This window comes from Aliidiomarina halalkaliphila (assembly GCF_007096385.1).
Classification (GTDB): Bacteria; Pseudomonadota; Gammaproteobacteria; order Enterobacterales; family Alteromonadaceae; genus Aliidiomarina; species Aliidiomarina halalkaliphila.
This window is the reverse complement of sequence record NZ_VJWL01000004.1, coordinates 19,293-38,580: the sequence shown is the minus strand read 5'-3', so window position 1 is coordinate 38,580 and position 19,288 is coordinate 19,293. Positions and strand designations below refer to the sequence as shown.

The following is a 19,288-nucleotide window of genomic DNA, read 5'->3' as shown; positions in this document are numbered from 1 at the left end:
CCATCAATGGGTGGCGATCTTTTCTTGTAGCACTTGATCGATCAGCTTAATAAAGCTTAACGCCGCCTCAGAGGTGATGCGATAGAACTCGACGTCGACTTTATCGGCGGTGTCCCGGGGCGAATGATAATCCGGATGATCGGCCACGCCAAAGTAGATAAAAGGAATCCCGACCCGATGAAATGCGCCGTGATCCGAGCTCATGGTCCAATCTTCCGTATGGCCGGCTTTCCATTTCGGGCGGTCGTGAGCCATCACAATGCGCGCTTCGTTTTCTTGCTGCACGCGACGCACCAAAGGCACTAGCCATGGATGATGATAGGTACCCACGGCAAAGAGGAGCTGGTCGGTATCCCGGCTAAGCATATCCACGTTTACGTTAAAGGCGATATCGCTGGGCGTAAGATGTCCGGTGTTGAATAACGCATGGGCGCCGAGTAAACCGTGTTCTTCGCTATCAAGAGCGGCAAATAACAAGGTGTGATTCGGTTGGTTCTCGGTAAAGTAACGGGCGTACTCGAGCAGGGCGGCGGTGCCCGACGCATTATCGTCGGCGCCATGATAAATATCGCCATTTTTCACGCCTAAGTGATCATAATGGGCACTAATCACAATGGTGCGCAGGCTTGGATCGCGGCCAGGCAACATGCCCAGCACGTTGGCGGCGTTATCCACGCCTTCGTGGGTAAACGGATGCAAAAAGCCCTCGCTGCCCGCGGGCAACAAGCCTAATTCGGTAAATTGGGTTTCGATAAACTCGCGGGCGGCGAGTCCGCCTTCGGAACCTGGGAAACGTCCCATACGCTCAGGTGCAGCCAACCAGGTGAGATCGTCCATCATGCGCTCGATATCTAAGCGCTCAGGGGTCGATTCAGCACCTTGATCCGGAGTGATGGCTGCGATCCGGGCGGCTTCACGTTCGGTAAGTACATCCAAGTACATGGCACGACCGGGCCACCAAAGAATAACTGCGACGATGATGACGACCCATAAAGGCCAATAACGACGAATCCACGATGGAGTATTCATGTGCTTCACGATCCTGTAAAACCGAATTGAAGCCGTATCTTACCTCAGCCTTTCCTTGCTGCAAAATGCCGTGAGATGCCGTACCATAGTTTTTTACAGTATGTTTGCAGCGGAGCAGTTATGAGCGCGAGGCCTGAGGGGCAAAAACAGCCCGGTTTGTTGCCTAATTTAATGTTTAATATTTTGCTGCCGGTTGTGATTTTAATGCAACTGAGCAGTGAAGAGCGGTTAGGCCCGGTATGGGCGTTGATCATTGGTTTGGCGTTTCCTATCGGTTATGGGCTTTGGGATTTAAATCGCCGCAAGAAAATTAATGGCTTCTCGGTTCTCGGGATTATCAGTGTTTTGCTCACCGGTGGAATTGGCCTATTGCAACTGGATCCCAAATACATCGCGATTAAAGAAGCGGCGGTGCCGGCAATCTTTGGTTTGGTGGTGTGGGGCAGTCGCTTTACTAAGTTTCCCATTGTCGAAAAACTGCTCTTAAATCGACAAATGCTCGATGTGGATGCGCTTTATCGCAAGCTTGCCGAGAAAGGCAATCAGGCCCGTTTTAAGCGGGTGATGAATATGGCGGGGAATGGCGTGGCTGCGGCTTTCGCGCTCTCGGCGGTACTTAATTATATCTTGGCGAGCGCTATTGTGGTGAGCCCGGCGGGCACCGAAGCCTTTAACAATGAAATTGGTCGTATGACGGCTCTGAGTTTCCCGGTGATTGTTTTACCGACTATGCTTGTGATGTTTGGTGCAATTTTTTATCTTTTCCATCAAATTAACGCACTTACGGGTGACTCCATCGAAGCCTATATGCATGATAAGAAAAGCGCAGCGGCATCATCTTCTGATCACAAGGACACCTAACAAACGTGGTTACGATTGATAGTAACGATTCCTTTAGTTTACGTGTAGTACGCGATCTCGGCGATTATCCGGAACATAAGCTGGATATTTGCCTGTTCGTGCCCGGTGAGCTGGGGTTAACGTCGGATATTGTTACGGAACGTGCGTTTTACCATCAGGTGTTTCATGTGAGCCGTACCTATCACAGCCAGATCCAACTTGAGCCGTTGGTACGCAGCCGCTTAATTCAGCGCATTGCCCGCCAACAAGAGCGGCAAAGCCCTGAGTACCGCTTGAGCTTGAGTTTGTACGCCTACCAGTATGTCACCGCGATGGAGCAGGAAATATCCGGCTTTTTGCGTGAGCGCCCAGAAAACCTGCGTGAAGATCTCGCTGAGTTGCTGGAACTCAGTGCCACCATATTGCGTCGGCTGCGGCGTACGGCGCCCAAAGACGAAGGGCTGCGGCGTTATTACACCAATATTGATAACTATTTGAGCTGGTTTTCTGAGCAGCAGTTTTTGCGCTTGGCGGCGGAAATGGAATTTAAAGACGACGAGCAAGATATGCGCGAACTCATGTTGCGCATTGCCCGGCGTGAATCCAAGTATCGTGATGAGCTGCGTTATAACTCCGAGCGCGTGAATCAAGACAGCACCCGGATGTCGAACAAAATGCGCTTGTTGCGGCGCTTAATTGAGTACCCGGTAACATTGCGTCGTATCGGTCAGGAGCTGGGAAAAGTAGAAGAGCGTTTGGTCAAAGCGGGCGTTGCCGCTGTATTGATGACTGCCGTATCCTTGATGATTCTCAGTGCCCGCGATGTGCTTTTTGATGTCACTGCCGTATTTATTTTGTTGGTGGCGCTGCTGTACGCCGCCCGGGAAGTGTTTCGTGATGAAGTACGCCAAAAGCTATGGCTCTGGCTGCGGCGCGGGCGCGCGAAATGGCGCCATCAATTTGTTGATCCCAACACCGAGCAAACCGTGGGTAAATCTCAGGAGTGGATCGACTATAAACGTATTCCCGACTTGCCCGAAGAAATTCAAAAAGCCCGTAAGGCTGGCGCGCCCCAGCGCGGCGAAATCGTATTGCACTATAGCAGCTGGTCGAAAATGCTTACTTCACGCTTTCTTAGCGGCTATGCCACTACCCGCGAAACCATTGTTTTGGATCTCGAAGTGTTAGCGCCCTTACTGGAGCAAACCTCGTATTTGATTTATCGCCAAGAGGGCAACGAGGTCACAAAAGAAACCGTGGAAAAACGCTCGGTGTTAAATATTGTGATTCGTGAACGCTGGGGTGATCGTGAAGATATTCAGCGTTGGAAAGTTGTGCTCAACCGAAATGGCATCGTGGAAACGGAAGCCGATACCTAATTTATCTGGACCTTTGCGAACAAGGATCTTGTCTGATGACTGAGCAGGCGAAGCAAACACAACGGGGCCTGGAGAAAAATGCTCCGAAGCGCGAAATTTTCGGCTGGGCCATGTACGACATTGCCAACCAAGCCTACACCACCATTGTTATTTCCTTTGTTTATTCTGCGTTTTTTGTTGCTTATATCGTTCCCCAAGATAGCGCTTGGCGAGATGCCTATTGGTCAATTGCCATTATCGGCTCAACTTTGATGGCCATGGTGTTGTCGCCCATTGTCGGGCAATGGATCGACCAAGGGGTATCGAAAAAGAAGCTGCTCGGTTGGTCGACGGCGATTTGTGCCAGCTTTACCTGCTTGCTCTATTGGGTAAACCCCGGCGATATCTGGTGGGGGATTGCCATTATCTTAGTCACCAACACCGCGTGGATGTTGGGCGAAGCCATTATGTCGGCGTTTCTGCCTGAGCTCGCGACGCGCAAGAACATGGGTTTTGTGTCTGGCCTGGGTTGGGGCTTGGGCTACCTTGGCGGCTTTGTGAGTATGGTGATGGTATCGGTGATTATTATTCGCGCTGATCCTGACACCCAAACTGAGGCTTATATTAGTCAGCATCAATGGGCGATGGTGGCGATTTCGATTTACTTTGTACTGGTCGCTATCCCGACGTTTCTGTTATTGAAAAATCGCCCGCGGCGCTTAAAGCCCGTAGCGCGAGAGCCTTGGTATGTGAGCTTGAACTTCATTAAGCAGCGCAATACACAACCTATGCTGTTTAAATTCTTTTGGGCCTTTCTCTTTTATATGGCCGGTGTGCAAACGGTAATTAAATTTATCGGGATCTATACGACCGGTGAGTTAGGGATGACCCAACAAGATCTCGTCGCGGTGTTTTTAGCCACCCAATTTAGTGCGCTCTTTGGCGCTATTGGTTTCGGTATTTTGGAGCGCTTTGTGGGAGCGCGCAAAGTGCTGTTCGCGGTGATTGGCATTTGGCTCTTGGCCATTTTTGGTATGTATACCATTCACGATCTGGCGGCCTGGAGCGGCTGGGGCACGCGGGATATCTTCTTAATTATTGCTTTGTTGGCAGGCTGCGGTATTGGCTCTATTCAGGCATCGAGCCGTTCCTTGGTGGGCTTGCTCGCCTCACCGGAGCGCGACGGCAGTGCCTTTGGCTTGTGGGGCGTGTTTAACCGTTTGGCCATGTTGCTTGCTGCGACATTTGGTGTCGCAGCGGATTTGTTTTCTCGCCAAGATGCGTTATTACTGGTGATTGGATTCTTTGTGATTGGCGCCTTGTTGTTGGCGCGGGTGCGCGATTTATCGAAGGCGAGCCGAAGCTAAAGCGCGTTTTGACATACTAACAATAATAGGAACCTAGGCATGATAGGTCATATTGGTCTTATTCTCGGGCTTGCGCTATTGATTGTGCTGGCCCTGCGTGGCGTTAATATCCTACTCGCCGTGCTGTTGTCGGTGTTGGTGATTGGTTTAACCAACGGTATGGCGTTTCAGGAAATCTTCCTCGATTACTTCCCCTTTGGTGCCTCGGGTGCCTTCACCTTTGCCGGTAACTTCTTGTTGCTGTTCTTATGCGGCGCGTTATTTGGGCGCATTATGGCGGCGAGCCATGCGGCCCAAGGGGTGGCTATGGGGATTACCCGTCGGCTCGGGGCGAAACGGGCGCTGTTGATTGCCATGCTGGTGTGCGCTTTGCTCACCTACGGTGGTGTGGTGGTATTTGTAGTGATTTTCACCATGTATCCGATTGGCGTTACCTTAATGCGCGAAGCCAATATTCCCCGTCGTTTATATGCTGCGGCCATTGCCTTGGGCGCGGGCACTTTTACCATGACGGCGCTACCCGGAACCCCCTCTATTCATAACGTCATCGCCGCCCGTTCTTTGGGCACCGATTTATTTGCCGGCGGTTGGCTCGGGCTTGTGGCGGGTGTGTTGATGGCGGTGTTAGGTATGTGGTATCTGGAGCGCCAATGGCGCTTAGCAACTGCCCAAGGAGAAGGCTACGAGGCCACGCCGAAAGACGAACAAATGGCGGCGCTGGCGCCTAGCTCGGATCAATCGTTACCGTCGCTACGCAAATCTATTCTGCCGATTGTATTGGTGCTCGGCATGATCGCTATTCCGCGCTTGTTGTTGATGAGCGGTGTGCAAGCGGAGTGGATTCAGTTTGCCTTAACCCAACCGGTACTCTGGGCAAGTTTTGCCCTGCTTAGCGGTACGATTTTTTGTTATCTGTTGTTCCCACCGGTACGCAAAAACTTTGTGCGCAGTGCTGGGCAAGGGGCCGACGATGCACTCTTGCCGCTCATTAATACCGCGGCAGTGATTGGTTTTGGTGGGGTGGTGATTCAAACCGCCGGCTTCCATGGTTTTGCCGCTTGGTTGCTTGAACTTCCGTTACCGCCGCTGGTGTCGGTGTTCTTATCCGCTAACCTGATTTCTGGGATTACTGCGTCCGCTTCCGGCGGGTTGCAAATTTTTATGTCGAGTTTAGCCCCGGCTTATCTCGAGGCGGGTGTGGCCCCTGAATTACTCCACCGGATCGCGAACCTTGCGGCAGGTGGCCTTGATTCGTTGCCGCATTCTGGCGCCGTGATTGCCTTGTTTACGCTTATGGGCTTAACCCACAAAGAAGCCTACCGGGATATCTTCGTGGTTACCGTATTGGTGCCCTTGATGGCCGCTCTGGTGGTTGTTGCGCTGGCGATGCTGTTCTTCGGCTAGCCCATCGCGCCCTAGATTTTCTGGGGCTTGGATAAAACGGCGGTGTCGTGCTTTATCGCAGCACGACACAGGTTTGCCGCTTCAACCTAGACATTCATCCACCTGTGGTTTACAACCGAGAGGATTGAAATAAAAGGAAAACCCATGCACACACTTACACACACACTAAAACGATGGTTGCCCGCCGCAGGTTTGGCGGCAGCACTTTGTTTCTCGACCACCGCGACAGCGAATGATAAGTGGTCGGTAAATGAGCCGATGGGCGAGTTTAAAACCGTTCAAGTGAATACTGATCAAGGTACTTGGATGTCGGTGAATATCAGCCCCGATGGTCAGTACATTATTTTTGATATGCTCGGCGACATTTATCGCATGCCCGCGAGCGGCGGCGACGCCGAATTGCTCCGTGGCGGCATTGCCTGGCACATGCAACCCACCTATAGCCCTGATGGCAAGTACATTGCCTTTACCTCAGACGAGGGTGGCGGTGACAATATTTGGGTGATGTCTGCCGATGGCTCTGAAGCCTGGCAAGTTACCGATGAAAGCTTCCGTTTGCTCAACAGCCCAGCGTGGTCGCCAGATGGTAACTATCTGGTTGCCCGTAAGCATTTTACTGCACGCCGTTCACTGGGTGCCGGTGAAGTATGGATGTACCACAAGCGTGGTGGCCAAGGGGTGATGCTCACGGCGCGTCCTAACGATCAAAAAGACTTAGGCGAGCCTGCGTTCTCTCCAGATGGTCGCTATGTGTATTTCTCTCAAGACGATACCCCTGGAAACACCTTTCATTACAACAAAGATTCGGTGTCGGGTATCTACACCATCAAGCGCTACGATCTAGAAACTGGCGAGATTGATAACATTATCGGTGGTATGGGTGGTGCGATTCGTCCAACCCCTTCACCGGATGGTAAGCGCCTTGCGTTTGTGAGCCGTGATGATTTCCAAAGCAAGCTCTACGTATACGATTTAGAAACCGGTGTGCGTACCGAAGTGTACGGCGATCTCACCCGAGATATGCAAGAAACTTGGGCCATTCATGGGGTGTATCCACACATGAACTGGACCGCAGACAGCCGCGATATCGTGTTTTATGCGAAAGGTAAAATCCATCGTGTAAACACGGAAACCAAGCAAGCGTCGACCATTCCGTTCCAAGTCAACGTGGAAAAAGAAGTACAGCAAGCGGTGCGTTTCCGTCAGCATATCGAAGAAGATTCCTTTGATGTGCGTATGCTGCGCAGCGCTGTTGTGTCGCCTTCCGGTGACCGCGTGATCTATGAAGCACTTGGTCATCTGTATACCCGCGGCCTACCAAACGGCACCCCGGAGCGTCTTACTTCGCGCACAGATCGTTTCGAGCTATTCCCAAGCTTCTCACGCAATGGTCAGCACTTGGTGTACACCACCTGGAACGACCAAACCCAAGGCCAAGTGATTGTACGCAACTTGCGTTCAGGCCAAGAGCGCGTGTTGCCGACAGGCCCAGGTAAGTTTGTGGAGCCGGTATTCTCGCCAGACGGCGATGCTGTGGTGTACCGCAAAATTAGCGGTGGCTACTTAAGCGATCCCAAGCATGGGTTGAACACAGGTATTTATTACCTTGCTCTGGATAGCGACGAGCCCAAGCATATTTCACGCAATGGCAGTGAGCCGCAGTTTGGTTCGCGCAGCGATCGCGTGTATGTGAATGGTTTTGGTGCCAGTGGCCCAGAACTGCGCAGTATTGATGTGGACACTGGCGAATCACGCACCCTGTACACGTCGCAACATGCCACTGAGTTCCGCGTATCACCGGATGGTCAGTATTTGGCCTTTGCTGAGCGTTTCCGTGTGTTCGTTACGCCTTTTGTGGAGCGTGGCCAGCCAATTGCCATTGGCCCGAATGATCGTCAGTTCCCGATTGAGCAACTGTCCCAGCGTGCCGGTGATAACCTATCTTGGACCGCGGACAGTGCCAGCCTGTACTGGACCTTAGGCCCAGAGCTGTATTCGGCGAACCTTAACGGTATGTTTGATATCAGCGGTAAGCCTGATTTCACTAAGGTGGAAGACGGTACCAATATCAGCTTTAGCCGTGAGCAGTATGTTCCGGATCAAACCATCGCCTTTGTGGGTGGCACCGTTGTGACCATGAACGGCGACGAAGTGATCGAGAACGCCATTGTGGTGGTGGAAGGCAATCGGATTACTGCCATTGGTCAGGAGCCGCAAGTTCGGGTTCCACGGGGCGCTGAAGTGATCGATTTCACCGGCAAAACCATGATTCCGGGACTGATCGATACCCATGCCCATGGTGCTCAGGGTGAAAACCAAATCATTCCTCAGCAAAACTGGATCTTGTATGCGGGCCTAACCTTTGGTGTAACCACCATTCATGATCCGTCCAACAATACCCGTCAGATCTTCACGGCGAGCGAGTTGCAAAAGGCGGGTAAAATCGTCGGTCCGCGGATCTTCTCTACCGGTACTATTTTGTACGGTGCCAACGGCCCTGGCTTTACTGCCCATGTGGATAGCCTCGACGACGCCCGTTTCCACTTAGAACGGATGAAAAAAGTCGGTGCCTTCTCGGTGAAAAGTTACAACCAACCGCGTCGGGATCAGCGTCAGCAGATCATTCAAGCGGCCCGTGAGTTGGAAATGTTGGTGATGCCAGAAGGTGGTTCATTGTTCCAGCATAACTTGAGCATGGTGGCGGATGGTCACTCGGTGATCGAGCACTCGATTCCTACCGAAGTGATGTATAACGACGTGCTGCAATTCTGGAGCCAAACCGAAACCGCGTATACACCAACACTGGGTGTTGCTTACGGCGGGATCTGGGGTGAGAACTATTGGTATGCCCATACCGATGTATGGAATCATCCACGCTTAAGCCAGTATGTGCCAGAGCGGGTATTGCGCCCACGTTCTATGCGCCGTGAAATTGCGCCGTCGCATCATTACAACCATTTCAATATCGCCGCTGGCGCAAATGATTTGCAAGAGCAAGGCGTGATGGTTACTGCCGGTGCCCATGGTCAGCGCGAAGGTTTAGCGCAACACTGGGAGATCTGGATGATGGAGCAGGGTGGTATGACGCCATTGCAAGCACTACGCACAGCAACTTACGATGCCGCGAAGAGCTTGGGCATGGAACATGCCATTGGCTCTATTGAAGTGGGTAAGCTTGCGGATATCGCCATTATCGATGGCAATCCGTTAGAGAACTTGCGACAGAGTGACCGGGTGATTTACACCATGGTAAACGGTCGCTTATTCGACGCAGAAACCATGAATGAACTGGGTCGAAACGCACGGGAACGTCGTCCGTTCTACTTCGAATAGTAAATTTTCTGAGGGTTTTCCCTCCTTTACAAAAGCCCTGAGCATTGCTCGGGGCTTTTTTATGGCTGCTTTTTGGCGCGCTATAAACGCCGCGCAATTACTCTGCCCCTCTTGCTTTACTCTTCCCCCTGAGGGATTCCCCCTATGCTTATTTCGTTACAAAAAATAACATTTTATTAACACTCTATGAAGAGCTACGGGTGTTTACTTTCATTTTTTGTTTCTGGACTCTGAGTATGGAAAGTGTGCAACTTTTGCGCGCACTTTCGTTGTTTTTGATGTACTCATGGGTGCTGCATCAGCCGGCATCCCCAATAAAATCAAAAAATAGAAAGTGATTATGAAACAAAATAAAAACAATCGTTTAACCGTAACAACAGCGGCGGTAATTGCCGCACTCGGGTTGGCTGTACCTTTCGCTCTACAAGCGGATAACTCGCCAACACCTTCAGAAAATCCTCTTATTCAAACGGATGTGGCCAAACCTGCACCTCCGGGCCAAGCACGCCAGATTCGCGAGTTGCCAGCGCAAGCGCAAGGCAATCGTGGCCAACAGGCTGGTTTGGTGACTGGGTTTATCGTGCAGTTCTCTCCAGAGCGAGACCCAGAAGTTGAATCGAAAGTGCGCGGAAACCCAAGTGAGCGTGGCGCATTGATGCAAGAGCGGGCCGCAGAGCTATCGGCAAAAGCCGGACAAAGCATGCGTTTTCAACGGGCGATGGGCTTGCCTCATCACTATGTATTTCAACTGGATAAGCAATTAAGCCCAGGCGAAGTGCGGGAAACCCTACAAAAATTGCGCGGTCTTGATGGTGTTGAAACCGTTGAAGAAAACCGTTTGCATACGATTACTGCAGCGCCCAACGATCCGGGCTATTCAAGCCAATGGCACTATTATGAGCCGGTGGGCGGAATGAATGCGGAAGGCGCGTGGAGTCAAGGCATTACCGGACAAGGCGCCGTGGTTGCGGTACTGGATACCGGCTATCGCCCACACGTTGACCTTGCTGCGAATATCCTGCAGGGCTACGACATGATTAGCGACCCCTTTATTGCTAACGATGGCGATGGCCGCGACCCCGACGCTCGCGATCCCGGGGATTGGGTATCTGCGGGTCAATGCGGATTTAATAGTCCTGCCCAAGATCAACCCTCGAGCTGGCATGGCACTCATGTCGCCGGTACGGTAGCCGCCGTGACTAATAACGGCACTGGCGTTGCTGGTGTTGCTTACGACGCCAAAGTAGTGCCTGTTCGGGTACTGGGCCGCTGTGGCGGTACCACAGCAGATATCGCCGATGGCATTCTGTGGGCCGCTGGTTTAAGTGTTCCTGGAGCGCCTGCCAATGCCAATCCAGCCGACGTGATTAACCTGAGTTTAGGTGGCGGCGGTAGCTGTCAGTCCGTAACCCAATCAGCCATTAATAGTGCCCGTAATGCGGGTTCTGTGATTGTGGTAGCGGCGGGTAACAGCAACACCAATGCAGCAAACTTTACCCCTGCAAGCTGTAACAACGTAGTAACCGTGGCTGCAACCAATCGTGATGGTGGCCGTGCCTACTACTCTAACTACGGCTCTGTGGTTGATCTTGCCGCGCCAGGTGGCGCTATGAGCTATGCCGGGGATCCGGAAGGCGTGTTGTCGACCTATAACACCGGTAGCACAACGCCAGCATCGGATAACTACTCGTTTAGCCAAGGCACCTCAATGGCAGCCCCTCATGTGGCTGGCGTCGTGGCCTTGATTCGTCAAGCGAATCCGTCGGCGACCCCTGCGGAAATCGAGCAAATCATGGTGGATACCGTACGTAGCTTCCCAGCAAGCTGCAGCGGTTGTGGTGCGGGGATTATCGATGCCGATGCTGCGGTTAGCTTAGCCCTAGGTTCAGGTGGCGGCCAGAGTGGTGGCGGTGCAGTGGATAACCTATCGGCGGCAACGGGCGACTGGAATCGTTTCTATATGGAAGTTCCTGCCGGCATGACGCAACTTGAAGTGCGGATTTCTGGTGGTACCGGCGATGCCGATTTGTATGTGCGTTTTGGCTCGCAGCCTACCTTAAACGATTGGGACTGCCGTCCGTATCGTTGGGGGAACGACGAAGTCTGTACCTTCCAGAACCCTTCTGCGGGTAACTGGTATTTCGGCGTGCATGCCTATGAAGCCTACAGTGGCGTGCGTTTAGAAGCCACCTACTCGAACTAATCGTATTGGTGTACGTATGGGCCAGCGGGAGCTGGCCCTTTTTTGTGGGTGTTTGATGCTCGCGGTTGAGAGTTACTTAGCAGCCACATCCGCAATCAGCTGACGGAACCATTTGTGCCCTTCGTCGTGTTGCAACAACGGGCTCCAAATCATCTGCAAATCAATTTTGGGAATCGGGAACGGTGGTTCACGTAGCACCAGATCCGGGCTGCTCTCATAGAGCTTTCCGGCACGCGTGGGAAGGGTGGCGATGAGTCCCTCGCGGGCCAAGTGCATGGCCACATGGTAGTTCCGGGTAAATACTTTTATGCGCCGCTGATGCCCGATTTTTGCCAAGGCTTCATCGACCCAGCCAAGTTTTTGTACCGCATCAGGTGTCATGCCAATCCCTACGCCGAAACCGGTTTTACTCACCCAACAATGGCGAGCCTCTAAGTACTTCTCCAGCGTGTAATCTTTTAGAATCGGATGCTCATGATGAATCAAGCAACTGAAATCATCGTCCCAGAGTTTTTTCTGGTGAAAGCTTTGCGGCAGATCGTCGAAGCGGTTAATGGCGATATCCACTTTGCCGTTTTCCACATCGTGAAAGCTCACATCACTTGGGGTCATCAAATCGATGGTGATATTCGGTGCTTGCTCCCGTAATGCCTGCAACAGGGGGGCCATTAAGGTAGACGCCGCGTAATCCGACACCATAATGCGGAACACCCGATCGCTGCTCGCGGTTTCAAAGGTGCGTGAGGGCTGAATCACTTCTTCTACCGAGTAGAGAATTTCGCGCACTTGCGATTGCATGGCTAGCGCGCGTTCAGTGGGCATCATGCCTTCCGAGGTGCGTACTAAAATAGGATCGTTTAATAAGTTGCGCAGGCGTTTTAGGCCATTACTCATGGCGGGCTGGGTAATATTGAGCTGCTCTGCGGCGCGGGTGACGTTGCGCTCTCGCAGCAATGCGTCTAAATAAATCAGCAAGTTCAGATCGACATGACGAAAATGATTCATGGAGTGAATTGTCTCTGCGCTAAAGAATAAGTACCATGAATTATAAAGAGGGTGTGAGGTTCTGCAATGCTTTCCCAAAATTTCCCGTCATATTCACTGGGTGGTATTGTGAAATTCAGTGCCTAATAACAAGAAAAAAGCGGTGGTTGCAGTACCTATGGTGCATGGAAAACAAATAGCACGACTTATTTTGCAAGGCTTTCACGCCCACTATCGTGGCTTTCAAGGGATCACCGAAGAAGCGCGAGACCGCTTTGTTGAGCGGGATTGGGTGGCGATTCAGTATGCTGCCCGTGCCCGCATTTCGTTTTACGACGCACGCGTAAACGAGTGCGTAGAAACATTGCGTGAGCAACTACAAACCGATATTCCCGATAGTGCCTTGTGGCAACATGTGCGCACTTTTTATGAAGCCCTGCTGCAATTTCATCCGCAAGCGGAGCTCGCAGAAACCTTTTTTAATTCGGTGTTCTGCAAACTCTTCCATCGCCGCTACTTTCATAATCGCTTTATTTTTGTGGAATCGACCCTCGCTCGGCGCATTCCACTCTCGGTGGAAACTGAATACCAAAGTTACTTTCCCGTGGCCGACGGCGTAAAAGCCACCTTGCGCAACATTCTCGAGGATATGAACCTCGGCGCGCCTTTTGCGGATTTAGAACGGGATGTGCATGCATTGATGCGGGCGTTTGCCAAGCAAGCCCAAGTGCGAGCGCTTTCGGCCCACCAAATGCGGGTAGATGTGTTGCGCAGCCCGTTCTATCGCAACAAAGCCGCCTATATCGTGGGCCGAATTGTAACCGAACAGCACCAATATCCGTTTATTGTTCCGGTGCTGATTAACCGGCAAGGCCAGCTGTATTTGGATGCCTTGATCACCGATGTAGACCAAATGGTGATTATCTTTAGCTTCGCCCGTGCTTACTTTATGGTGAAAACTCGGGCGCCATCGGCACTGGTGCGTTTTCTCAAGGGCCTGATGCCGCGGAAAACTCTGGCCGAGTTGTATTCTGCAATAGGCTTTCACAAACAGGGCAAAACCGAGTTTTATCGAGAATTGCTCGGACATTTAGCCAGCTCCGACGACAAACTCGTGGCCGCGCCAGGGATTCGCGGGCTGGTGATGATGGTATTTACCCTGCCGTCGTTTCCCTATGTGTTTAAAATAATCCGAGATCAGTTTCCTGAGAGCAAGCCCTTTGGACGCGATACGGTATTGGCCCGTTACCAGTTGGTAAAACGCCATGACCGGGTAGGGCGCATGGCCGATACCATCGAGTATTCCGACGTGGCTTTGCCGCGGGAGCGTTTCTCCGAAGAGCTGTTAGAAGAATTGCAAAGCACCGCGTCCCTTTCGATCAAAGTGGAAGATGATTTGGTGATTTTGCGTCATTGTTATATCGAAAAACGGATGATTCCGCTTAACCTCTATATGGAATACGCCAGTGCCGACGAGACTCGAGAGATCATCGCCGACTATGGCTTGGCCCTCAAAGAAATGATTGCGGCGAATATTTTCCCCGGCGATATGTTGCTGAAAAACTTTGGGGTAACCCGGGGCAAACGCGTGGTGTTTTATGACTACGACGAAGTGCAATATTTGCACGAAGTGAATTTTCGCGAACTGCCCAAGCCGGAAACCTACGAAGACAGCTTAGCCGCAGATACCTCCCATTCGGTGGCGCCTAACGATGTATTTCCTGAGCAAGTGGCCACTTTTGTGTTTCCCAATAAAGCCCTGCGCGAGTTGTTTATTGAGTTACACCCTGAGCTTATCGAAGCCTCGTATTGGTCGCAGCAACAGCAGGCGGTAGCCGAGGGCGTGATTGCCGATGTATTCCCTTATCCGCAGCACATTCGTTTTCACTACGAAAAAAAGCCCGATACCAAGTGATATCGGGCAAAGGAGCGAGGAAGTCGCTACCGAGAAATCGGTTTAAGCGGCAGGTGCGCTAAATTGCTCTTCTTCCGTAGAGCCTTTCAGTGCGGTCACCGACGACACGCCGCCTTGAATCACATTGGTGACATCGTCGAAGTAGCCGGTTCCCACTTCTTGTTGATGAGCCACGAAGGTGTAGCCGCGATCCGCTGAAGAGAACTCTTCTTCTTGTAGCTTCACGTAGGCCGACATATCGTTGCGGGCATAGTCGTAGGCGAGATTAAACATGTGGTACCACATGTTATGAACCCCTGCGAGGGTGATGAACTGGAACTTATAGCCCATGGCTGCCAATTCGCGCTGGAACTTGGCGATGGTGGCATCGTCGAGGTTACGCTTCCAGTTGAACGACGGCGAGCAATTATACGCGAGCAATTTGCCCGGATATTTGGCGTGAATCGCTTCAGCGAATTTGCGTGCTTCTTCGAGATCCGGCTTGGCGGTTTCACACCAAACCAGATCCGCATAGGGGGCGTAGGCGAGTCCCCGTGAAATCGCTTGATCAATGCCTGCTTTCACGCGGTAAAAACCTTCAGCAGTGCGCTCACCCGTGATAAACGGCATGTCATTCGGGTCGACGTCGTTGGTGAGCAAATCCGCTGCGTTGGCATCGGTGCGGGCAACGATTAAGGTGTCCACGCCAGATACATCCGCAGCCAAACGCGCAGCAATCAATTTTTGCACCGCTTCTTGGGTAGGTACGAGTACCTTTCCGCCCATATGGCCGCACTTCTTCACCGAGGCCAGTTGGTCTTCAAAATGCACGCCCGCAGCACCGGCTTTGATCATACCGAGCATCAGTTCGTAGGCGTTTAACACCCCGCCAAAGCCCGCTTCTGCATCCGCTACAATCGGCGCGAAGTAATCAATATAGTTTGGGTCATCCGGGCCAATGCCTTTAGACCACTGAATTTGGTCGGCCCGGGCAAACGAATTGTTAATCCGTTCAATCACCTTTGGCACGGAATCCACCGGATACAGCGACTGATCCGGGTACATGCTGGCGGCGGAGTTATTATCCGCAGCCACCTGCCAACCGGATAAATAAATCGCCTGTAGGCCGGCTTTAACTTGTTGCACCGCCTGGCCACCGGTGAGGGCCCCAAGGGCGTTCACGTAGTCTTTGCCAAACTTCTCTTGGGCGGAGCCATTGAGCAAGCGCCATAGTTTGCTTGCCCCTTGTTGGGCGTGCGTATAGTGCACTTGCCTTGAACCGCGTAAGCGAACCACGTCGTCGGCGCTATAGGTACGTTCCACCCCCTTCCAACGCGGCGATTTTTCCCACGCGTCTTTCAGTTCTTGGGCGGCTTGTTGAAAATGAGTCGAGTTAGCCATGGTGATATTCCTTGTGTGTATGCGTTAATTAATTAAAGAAATTCGTACCCAGGAAGGGTTAAGAAATCAGTGAGTTCATCGGCGGTGGTAATCGCATCGAGCAATTCAATGGCCTTGGCGAACGGCTCTTGTTCCCAGCGTTCCGCCCCCACTTCTTCTGCGACCACCTGACTTTCTTCTGCCAACATCTGGCGAAATAATTCTTTGCTGACTATGCGGCCATCGTGGAGTGTTTTTTCGTGTTGAATCCATTGCCAAATCGAGGTGCGCGATATCTCCGCAGTGGCCGCATCTTCCATCAGGCCATAAATGGGTACGCAGCCTTTGCCATCGAGCCACGCGGCAATATATTGCAAGGCAACGCGAATATTGGTGCGCATACCCGCTTCGGTGCGCTCGCCCTGAGACGGCTCAAGCAAGTCGGCTTGGGTAATAGGCGCATCGCTATCGCGCAGCACATGGAGTTGATTGGGATAGTCGCCAATGTACTTAGCCACTACATCACGTACCGTCGGCGCAAGGCCCGGATGGGCAATCCAGGTGCCGTCGTGACCATTGCGAAACTCGAGTTCTTTGTCGGCGCGCACTTTGGCTAGAATTTTGTCGTTCTCCTGAGCATCTTTCGACGGAATCAGGGCCGCCATACCGCCCATGGCAAGGGCCCCACGACGGTGACAGGTTTGAATCAATAACCGCGAGTAGGCACTTAAGAACGGCTGCTCCATGGTGACCACTTGGCGATCGGGCAACACACGATCCGGGTGGGATTTAAGGGTTTTGATATAGCTAAAAATATAATCCCAACGGCCGCAATTTAATCCAACAATATGCTCTTTTAGTGCATGCAGGATTTCGTGCATTTGGAACACGGCAGGGAGTGTTTCGATTAACACGGTGCAGCGAATCGTGCCCGTGGGCACCTTAAAATACTGTTCGGTAAAGTGGAATACATCGCTCCACCAGCGGGCTTCTTCATGGTGCTGTAATTTCGGGATGTAGTAGTACACGCCGCTGTTGTTTTGTTGGCGCACACGGAGGTTATGAAAGAAGTAGAGGGCGAAATCAAACAGCGCCCCAGGAATGGGTGTGCCTTTGAAGAGCACATGCTTTTCCGGCAGATGCAGCCCACGCACGCGAGCAATAAGAAGTGCGGGATTCGGCTTTAGGGCGTACTGCTTGCCCGACACCGGATCCGTATGGGAAATCGTGCCTAAGTTGGCATCGCGCAGGTTAATTTGTCCTTGAATCATACCTTCCCAAGTGGGGGATTGAGCATCTTCAAAGTCGGCCATAAACACATCGACATCGGCATTCAGCGCATTAATGATCATCTTGCGATCCACCGGGCCGGTGATTTCCAAGTGACGTTTTTGCAAGTCTTTTGGAATTGCGGCCACTGTCCAATCAGATTCCCTAATCGATTGGGTACGCTCTGAGAAGTTTGGCAGGTCGCCCTCATCATAGCGGGCTTGCTCGGCAAGACGGGCTCGGAGCAGGCTATCGCGGCGCGGGGTAAATTCTTCTACCAAAGCCTTGAGGAAATCCAAGGCTTCGGGCGTAAGAATGGCCTGTTGCGCCGATGTCAGCGATTGCGTGAATTGAAATGTATGAAGTTGCATTGCAGTAGTCATTATTTGATCCGTGTTGTTACGTGCAAGTTGTTACAAGACTGTTAATCACGGAATCAGTATGGGACGGGAATTTTTATTCATCCAATGAATGGCGGGAATCATCATCATTCACTAGATTTATGAATAAGCGGCATAATCAGCGTGAATAGGATAAACACGCAGGAGTTTATGTACCCAACGCATCGCGTTGGGAAAGATGCAAAGGGGCTCAACGCATCGCGTTGGCGGGAGGCCGTTTAAGGCCCAGAGGAAGATTTGGCCCCGTGAGGGACGCCGTAGATATGTCCCTATAGGCTTGGCTGCCGCATCCCTGCGGCAGACACCCTCACGAAGCCAATATCTCCCCCCGGACCTTCGCAGCCAACGCGGTGCGTTGGCTACCGTAAACTATCCGTAGACAGTAAAGGAGTGGGTGTTTAAGTAGAGATGGGTCAAGATACTGGCGATGTAGCCAAGGAATATCACCGGTGCCCATTTTAGATGGCTCATAAAGGTGTAGTAACCCCGTGCTTGCCCCATCAAGGCTACACCTGCTGCGGAGCCCACGGATAGCAAGCTACCTCCGGTTCCGGCGGTGAGTGTGATCAGGAGCCAATGGCCATGGGACATCTCCGGTTGCATGGTGAGTACCGCAAACATCACGGGGATGTTATCAATGACGGCAGATGCCATACCAAGCACGATATTGGCATAGGTCGGATTCCATTGGGTATAGAGGAAATCGGACATCAGCCCTAAGTACCCTAAGAAGCCTAAACCGCCGACGCACATGACAACCCCGTAGAAGAATAGCAGTGTATCCCACTCGGCCCGGGCCACCCGGCTAAATACATCGAAAGGCACCACACCACCAAGGCGCTTTAAGCGTTCTTGATCGCCGGCGCGTTCGGCCATGGCACGTTTGCGGGCAAGCGAACCGGGTAGCGTCATGCGCAGGAAATATCCGAAGAACTGCAGGTAGCCCAATCCCATCATCATGCCTAGTACTGGCGGCAAGTGCAGGAGTGTGTGACACATGACTGCGGTGGCAATGGTAAGCATAAAGAGCATGGTGATGCGAATCGCACCGCGCTTAAGTTCGACCACTTCGTCGGATGCTTCAGGCTTTTTGTTTTCAACAAAGAAGCTCATGATGATGGCAGGAATCGCGTAATTCACTACAGCAGGAATAAACAACACCAAGAACTCATGGATATGCACTAAGCCCGCTTGCCATACCATCAGGGTTGTAATATCACCGAAGGGGCTGAACGCGCCCCCGGCGTTGGCAGCAACCACGATGTTCACACAGCTTAAAGCGATAAATTTCTTGTCGCCTTCGGCCACTTTCATCACCACTGCGCACATCAATAGGGCGGTGGTTAAGTTATCGGCAATTGGGGAGATAAAGAACGAGAGAATCCCGGTAATCCAGAACAGTGACCGATAGCTAAATCCTTTGCGTATTAACCACGATCGCAAAGCATCAAATAAGCGACGTTCTTCAAGGGCGTTGATATAGGTCATCGCCACAAGCAAAAACAGCATGAGTTCAGCAAACTCGAGCAAGGTGGTTCGGAATGCGCTTTGTGCAGCGTCTTGCATACCATGTTGGGTGTACACCCAGCCGATGATAATCCAGATAATCCCTGCCGCTACGAGTACCGGTTTGGATTTGCGCATATGTAGCTTTTCCTCGCCCATCACCAAGATGTAAGCGAGAGAGAAGATAATCAGAGCAAAGATACCTAAACCAGTACCGGTGAGATCCATTTCAGGGACTGCGGCAGCAGCGGTGGGGCTCGCAACTAGGGCGAGAAGGGCAAGGAGCACAATTCCAAACTTCATGACTAAACCTGCATCAG

At 52.0% G+C, this 19,288-nt stretch carries 12 protein-coding genes; 7 read left to right on the top strand and 5 right to left on the bottom strand.

Annotated elements, in window-relative coordinates:
• Positions 1–3: 3 nt before the first annotated feature.
• On the bottom strand, positions 4–1,029 hold the full coding sequence (locus tag FM042_RS10375; RefSeq protein ID WP_143236379.1) for a M28 family peptidase: 1,026 nt from the start codon (positions 1,027–1,029) through the stop codon (positions 4–6).
• Between the two features lie 120 nt (positions 1,030–1,149).
• Here FM042_RS10375 and FM042_RS10370 point away from each other — a divergent pair, with 120 nt between their 5' ends.
• The 6 genes from FM042_RS10370 to FM042_RS10345 all read left to right on the top strand — a co-directional run bounded on the left by FM042_RS10370 (position 1,150) and on the right by FM042_RS10345 (position 11,534).
• Entirely contained in the window at positions 1,150–1,890 is a 741-nt protein-coding gene (locus FM042_RS10370) for a VC0807 family protein (protein ID WP_143236378.1), read from the top strand.
• Positions 1,891–1,895: 5 nt separating this feature from the next.
• Positions 1,896–3,248 (top strand): hypothetical protein, encoded by a 1,353-nt coding sequence (locus FM042_RS10365; protein WP_143236377.1) that lies wholly within the window; start codon positions 1,896–1,898, stop codon positions 3,246–3,248.
• 35 nt (positions 3,249–3,283) lie between these two features.
• Entirely contained in the window at positions 3,284–4,594 is a 1,311-nt protein-coding gene (locus FM042_RS10360) for an MFS transporter (protein ID WP_143236376.1), read from the top strand.
• A gap of 39 nt (positions 4,595–4,633) precedes the next feature.
• Positions 4,634–5,998, top strand: coding sequence for a GntP family permease (locus FM042_RS10355; RefSeq protein WP_143236375.1), 1,365 nt, complete (start codon positions 4,634–4,636; stop codon positions 5,996–5,998).
• 144 nt (positions 5,999–6,142) lie between these two features.
• Positions 6,143–9,331 carry an amidohydrolase family protein gene (locus FM042_RS10350; RefSeq protein WP_143236374.1) on the top strand — a complete coding sequence of 1,063 codons (3,189 nt, stop codon included), beginning with the start codon at positions 6,143–6,145 and terminating at the stop codon, positions 9,329–9,331.
• 340 nt (positions 9,332–9,671) lie between these two features.
• Positions 9,672–11,534, top strand: a complete 1,863-nt coding sequence (locus FM042_RS10345) for a S8 family serine peptidase (protein WP_143236373.1) — start codon at positions 9,672–9,674, stop codon at positions 11,532–11,534.
• A 72-nt stretch (positions 11,535–11,606) separates the two neighbouring features.
• On the opposite strand, the gene FM042_RS10340 is transcribed toward FM042_RS10345, so the two are convergent.
• The gene (locus tag FM042_RS10340) at positions 11,607–12,539 is read right to left on the bottom strand and encodes a LysR family transcriptional regulator (RefSeq protein WP_143236372.1); all 933 of its coding nucleotides are present in this window, start codon (positions 12,537–12,539) and stop codon (positions 11,607–11,609) included.
• Between the two features lie 157 nt (positions 12,540–12,696).
• Between FM042_RS10340 and aceK the strand changes: the two genes are divergently transcribed.
• Positions 12,697–14,433 carry a bifunctional isocitrate dehydrogenase kinase/phosphatase gene (aceK, locus tag FM042_RS10335; protein WP_408608862.1) on the top strand — a complete coding sequence of 579 codons (1,737 nt, stop codon included), beginning with the start codon at positions 12,697–12,699 and terminating at the stop codon, positions 14,431–14,433.
• A gap of 42 nt (positions 14,434–14,475) precedes the next feature.
• On the opposite strand, the gene aceA is transcribed toward aceK, so the two are convergent.
• The 3 genes from aceA to nhaD form a co-directional block, all read right to left on the bottom strand.
• Positions 14,476–15,813, bottom strand: coding sequence for an isocitrate lyase (gene aceA / locus FM042_RS10330; protein WP_143236371.1), 1,338 nt, complete (start codon positions 15,811–15,813; stop codon positions 14,476–14,478).
• Between the two features lie 32 nt (positions 15,814–15,845).
• Positions 15,846–17,444, bottom strand: a complete 1,599-nt coding sequence (aceB, locus tag FM042_RS10325; protein ID WP_143236370.1) for a malate synthase A — start codon at positions 17,442–17,444, stop codon at positions 15,846–15,848.
• A gap of 387 nt (positions 17,445–17,831) precedes the next feature.
• The gene (nhaD, locus tag FM042_RS10320) at positions 17,832–19,271 is read right to left on the bottom strand and encodes a sodium:proton antiporter NhaD (RefSeq protein WP_143236369.1); all 1,440 of its coding nucleotides are present in this window, start codon (positions 19,269–19,271) and stop codon (positions 17,832–17,834) included.
• Positions 19,272–19,288 lie beyond the last annotated feature (17 nt).

What these genes read in the sequence shown, in the direction of transcription:
- FM042_RS10375 (WP_143236379.1), bottom strand. Translation starts at nt 1,029, where the DNA reads ATGAATACTCCATCGTGGATTCGTCGTTATTGGCCTTTATGGGTCGTC.
- FM042_RS10370 (WP_143236378.1), top strand. Translation starts at nt 1,150, where the DNA reads ATGAGCGCGAGGCCTGAGGGGCAAAAACAGCCCGGTTTGTTGCCTAAT.
- FM042_RS10360 (WP_143236376.1), top strand. Translation starts at nt 3,284, where the DNA reads ATGACTGAGCAGGCGAAGCAAACACAACGGGGCCTGGAGAAAAATGCT.
- FM042_RS10355 (WP_143236375.1), top strand. Translation starts at nt 4,634, where the DNA reads ATGATAGGTCATATTGGTCTTATTCTCGGGCTTGCGCTATTGATTGTG.
- FM042_RS10350 (WP_143236374.1), top strand. Translation starts at nt 6,143, where the DNA reads ATGCACACACTTACACACACACTAAAACGATGGTTGCCCGCCGCAGGT.
- FM042_RS10345 (WP_143236373.1), top strand. Translation starts at nt 9,672, where the DNA reads ATGAAACAAAATAAAAACAATCGTTTAACCGTAACAACAGCGGCGGTA.
- FM042_RS10340 (WP_143236372.1), bottom strand. Translation starts at nt 12,539, where the DNA reads ATGAATCATTTTCGTCATGTCGATCTGAACTTGCTGATTTATTTAGAC.
- aceK (WP_408608862.1), top strand. Translation starts at nt 12,697, where the DNA reads ATGGTGCATGGAAAACAAATAGCACGACTTATTTTGCAAGGCTTTCAC.
- aceA (WP_143236371.1), bottom strand. Translation starts at nt 15,813, where the DNA reads ATGGCTAACTCGACTCATTTTCAACAAGCCGCCCAAGAACTGAAAGAC.
- aceB (WP_143236370.1), bottom strand. Translation starts at nt 17,444, where the DNA reads ATGACTACTGCAATGCAACTTCATACATTTCAATTCACGCAATCGCTG.
- nhaD (WP_143236369.1), bottom strand. Translation starts at nt 19,271, where the DNA reads ATGAAGTTTGGAATTGTGCTCCTTGCCCTTCTCGCCCTAGTTGCGAGC.